Annotated in this window: 3 protein-coding genes; 2 read left to right on the forward strand and 1 reads right to left on the reverse strand. The window is 70.8% G+C overall.

From position 1 onward, the window contains the following. Positions 1–139: 139 nt before the first annotated feature. Positions 140–1,495 (forward strand): M1 family metallopeptidase, encoded by a 1,356-nt coding sequence (locus ACFFNX_RS43840; protein WP_378212173.1) that lies wholly within the window; start codon positions 140–142, stop codon positions 1,493–1,495. A 53-nt stretch (positions 1,496–1,548) separates the two neighbouring features. On the opposite strand, the gene pgfA is transcribed toward ACFFNX_RS43840, so the two are convergent. Then, the gene (pgfA, locus tag ACFFNX_RS43845; RefSeq protein ID WP_378212174.1) at positions 1,549–2,562 is read right to left on the reverse strand and encodes a cell envelope lipid trafficking protein PgfA; all 1,014 of its coding nucleotides are present in this window, start codon (positions 2,560–2,562) and stop codon (positions 1,549–1,551) included. Between the two features lie 153 nt (positions 2,563–2,715). On the opposite strand from pgfA, the gene ACFFNX_RS43850 reads away from it, so the two are divergent. Further along, positions 2,716–4,023: an acyltransferase family protein gene (locus tag ACFFNX_RS43850; protein WP_378212175.1), complete on the forward strand. Its 1,308-nt coding sequence runs from the start codon at positions 2,716–2,718 to the stop codon at positions 4,021–4,023. Positions 4,024–4,150: the final 127 nt, after the last annotated feature.

The raw sequence follows: 4,150 nt of genomic DNA on the forward strand, positions 1-4,150 counted from the left end.
CGTTCAGCGGCACCGAAGACTCGTCCCTGCAGACCAGCTTCGTCCTCGACGACGTCGCGGTGAACGCGTCCTGACCGTGATCCAGCGGGGCCCCGGGCGCATCGTCACCCGGGGCCCTCTCATCCTCGGGAGTTCCAGTATGAGAACGAAGATCGCGATCGTCGCCGCCCTGGTGGCGGCGATGGCGCCGCTCACCGCCGCGCACGCCGCGAGCACCGCGCGCGAGGCCGCCGCCGACCCGACCCGTACGCCGGCGTCGCCGTCGTACACGGTCAGCCTGACCGGCAACGCCACCGGCGGCACGTGGACCGGGCACGAGTCGGTGAGCTTCACCAACGCCGCCGCCACGCCGCTGACCGAGGTCTACCTGCGGCTGTGGGACAACTACCACGGGAGCTGCCCGTCCACGCCCGTCACGGTGACGAACGTGACCGGCGGCACGGCGGGCGCGCTGGAGGTCGGCTGCACGGCGCTGAAGGTCACCCTTCCCGCGCCGCTCGCCCAGGGCACGTCGGGCACGGTGGGCTTCGACCTGAGCATCGTCGTGCCGAGCGGCGCCGACCGGTTCGGCCACGACGGGTCGTACTACTTCCTCGGCAACGCGCTGCCGGTGCTGGCGGTACGCGACGCGTCGGGCTGGCACCTGGACCCGTACACGAACAACGGCGAGTCCTTCTACTCGCTCGCGAGCGACTGGACCGTCACGCTCGACCATCCGACCTCGCTGAAGGTCCCCGCGACGGGCACCTCCACGGACCGGGCCGGCGCGTCGGGGCGCACGGTGACGACCGCGACCGCCGCGAAGGTGCGTGACTTCGCCTGGGCGGCCGGGCCCTTCACGGTGACGTCGGGCACCTCACCGGCCGGTGTGAAGGTCAACGTGTACCGGGTGAGCGGCATCTCCGCCTCCTCGGCCACGTCGATGCTGAACACGGCCACCGCGGCGCTGGACGCGCACGCGCAGCGGTTCGGCGCCTACCCGTACGGCGAGGCCGACGTCGTCCTGGACAACAACTTCTGGTTCGGCGGCATGGAGTACCCCGGGTTCGTGCTGGACCTGGTCAGCTCCACGGCGCTGGCACACGAGCTGGCCCACCAGTGGTGGTACGGCATCGTGGGCGACGACGAGTACAACAGCCCCTGGCTGGATGAGTCCTTCGCCGACTACGCCACCGACCTGTACCAGGGCAACACCGGCAACGGCTGCTGGAACAGCGTGTCCTGGGCCTCGTCGGCCGAGAAGATCACCAACTCGATGGCGTACTGGGACGCCCACTCGGGCCGGTACGCCACGGTCGTGTACGGCTACGGCAAGTGCGCGCTGCACGACCTGAGCCGCGTGCTCGGCACCACGGCCATGACCAGGCTGACCCACGACTACGCCCAGTCGCACTGGTACGGCGTCTCGACGACCGCCGAGTTCAAGGCGGCGGCGCAGGCGCTGACCACGACCGACCTGACGTCGTTCTGGACGCAGCACCGCATCGACGGCTGACCGGCGAACGGCTCCCCGTCACGGCGGCGGGGAGCCGGTCCCGCCGGTACGGGTCAGGAGGACGACTCGGAGGGCTCCTCGCCGGAGGGGCGGGGGGCGTCCGTGTTCTCCGCGCCGTTCGGGGCGGTCTCGCTGCGGCCGGTGACGGCGAGGGCCAGGGCCAGGCCGGCGACGAGCAGGACGATGCCGAGGGCGCCGCCGCCGTACGGGAGCCAGGTCTTGACCAGCGCGACCTTGGTCGCCTCGCCGCCGGAGAGGTCGACGAGGTCCTGCTGGCTGCCGGGGACCATCTTCAGGTCCAGGTCGGCGACGGTGAGGCGGTCGACGCCGTCGCTGGTGCGCAGCGTCTGGGTGACCTTCTGCTCCTGGTTGACCGGGGCGCCCGTGCGCGGGTCGACCCAGACCGTGGTGGTCGCCTGGTAGACGCGGTTCACCGCGACCGCGTTGTTCTTCTTGTCATAGCCCGGCAGCCGGGCGACCTGCTTGGCCGGCAGGCCGAGGAGCGAGGCGGGAACACCGGGTTTGATCGAGTCGGTCACGGTCGGTGGAATCTGCTGCACGAAGCGGTAGGTCGTGATGCCGTGGACCTTTTCCTCGCCCTCATAAGTCATCGGCCAGGTGCGCTTCGTGCTGATGTCGAAATAGGGATAGCTTTTCCGCTTCACGCCAATCGGCCAGAAGAGGCCGACTCCCGACTGGCGCACGTTGGAGTCGCCGTTCACCGCGGCTCCCCGGCCGTTCCTCATCTCGGCGGAGCGGCGGTCGAACACGGCGCGCTGGGTCTGCGTCTCGATCTTCGCGTTGCTGGTCGGGTCCTCGATGGAGGTGAAGGAGTCCCAGACGGCCGTCCTGCCGTCACCAGCGCGGACGTCGCCGCGTGTGGTGTTGGTCGCCGTGACGGTGGCGCCCTTCTGGATCCGCCATTTGGCGGTGTCCAGATACGTAGCGTCGTCGGCGCGGAGAGTGGTCTTCTCGTACACGTTCAGCGGCGCGGCGACGACCTGCCGCGCGACGTAGAAGCGCACCAGCGGGGCGAGTGCGAGAAAGAACGCTCCGACCCCGATCAAGATCAAGCCCACCTTGCGCCGCACCGCGCACCTCCCAAGGGGAAATTGCCTGAATCATATGGGAATGTGACATTTGTCGCCGGGTGGGACGATCTTTGTGACGATCATGTTACCTACGCGTAGGATTCGCTTTCCCGGCCCCGGAGGTAGCCCGTGACAGCGCCCGCACCGTCCGCCACCGCCGTGCGTGCGACCGGCCGTCCCGGGCCGGATGGGCACGACGACGCGCTGGACGGCGTGCGTGCGGTCGCGGCGTTCGGGGTGCTCGTGCTGCACATCGGGTCCGACACCGGCGGCACGCTGAAGCACGACGCCCAGGCGTGGCTGCTGTCCGGCGGCGCGATCGCGGTCACCGTCTTCTTCACGCTGTCCGGCCTGCTGCTCTACCGCCCGTGGGCGGTGCGGTCGCTCGACATGTCGGCCGACCACGAGGTGAGCGTCGCCGGGTACTACCGGCGCCGGGCGCTGCGCATCCTGCCCGCGTACTGGGTGCTCGTGCTGTACGTGATGGTCGTCTATCTGAGCGCCCACCTCGGCGACGTGTGGACCTGGCTGCGGCTGCTGACGCTCACCTTCACCTACGATCCGCATCCGTGGTGGGGCAACGGCCTCGGGCCGGAGGGCCTGTGGCAGATCTGGAGCCTCACGGTCGAGGTCGCCTGGTACGTCCTGCTGCCGGTGACCGCCGCGGTCCTCGGGTGGTACGCCCGGCTCCGCGAGCGCGGCGGGCCCGACGCCGGCCGGCGGGCCCGGCGCCTGCTGTGGGGAATCGCCGCGTACGCCGCGCTGTCGCTCGTCTACTCGATCTTCATGTTCCACCCGGCCTACCGGCCGCTGCTCGGCGTCTGGCTGCCGCGCTACTTCGCGTGGTTCGCGATCGGCATGGCCCTGGCGGTCGTGTCGGTCCGGGCCCGCACCGGGTCGGTGCGCGCGGCGCGGTTCGCCCGTACCGTCGCACGGTCGTGGGGCACGTGCTGGCTCATCGCGGCGGTGCTGTACGGCATCGCCGCGTCACCGTTCACCGGGCCGGCCGACCTCACCGCCATCGACACCGTCTGGACGTCGGAGTTCCGCGTCCTGCTGTACGGGCTGGTCGCCGTCTTCGCCGTCGGTCCCGTCGCCCTCGCGCCCGCCGGCGAGCCCATCGTGCACGCCGTTCTCGGCAACCGCGTCATGCGGTTCCTCGGCCGCGTCTCCTACGGCGTCTTCCTCTGGCAGGTGCCGGTCCTGATCGGCTGGAGCGAGCTCGTCGGGCACACCCCCTTCACCGGCCACTTCCTCACCGAGTTCCCGGTGGTCGCCCTGCTGACCCTCGGGATCGCGACGATCTCCTTCTACTACGTCGAGCGGCCGGTCCTCCGGCTCGCCTCGCGGCGATGGCGCGCCGGCCGGCTCACCGCTCCGGCCGGGGGAACCGCCGAGCCCGACGGCCAGGCGGGCGAGGACGACCAGGCACAGTAGCCGGGGCAGCAGTTCGGCGAACACCTCCGCGTGCGGGCCGGCCATGCGTGTCCCGGCCAACGCGACCACGCTCGCGGCGAACAGCGCTCCGCCCGCCGTCCACGGCGACAGCAGCCAGGTCCGCTGC

This window comes from Actinoallomurus acaciae (assembly GCF_042429965.1).
In the GTDB taxonomy this organism is placed as follows: Bacteria; Actinomycetota; Actinomycetes; order Streptosporangiales; family Streptosporangiaceae; genus Actinoallomurus; species Actinoallomurus acaciae.

Coding starts and splice junctions, on each gene's coding strand:
- ACFFNX_RS43840 (WP_378212173.1), top strand. CDS start 140: ATGAGAACGAAGATCGCGATCGTCGCCGCCCTGGTGGCGGCGATGGCG.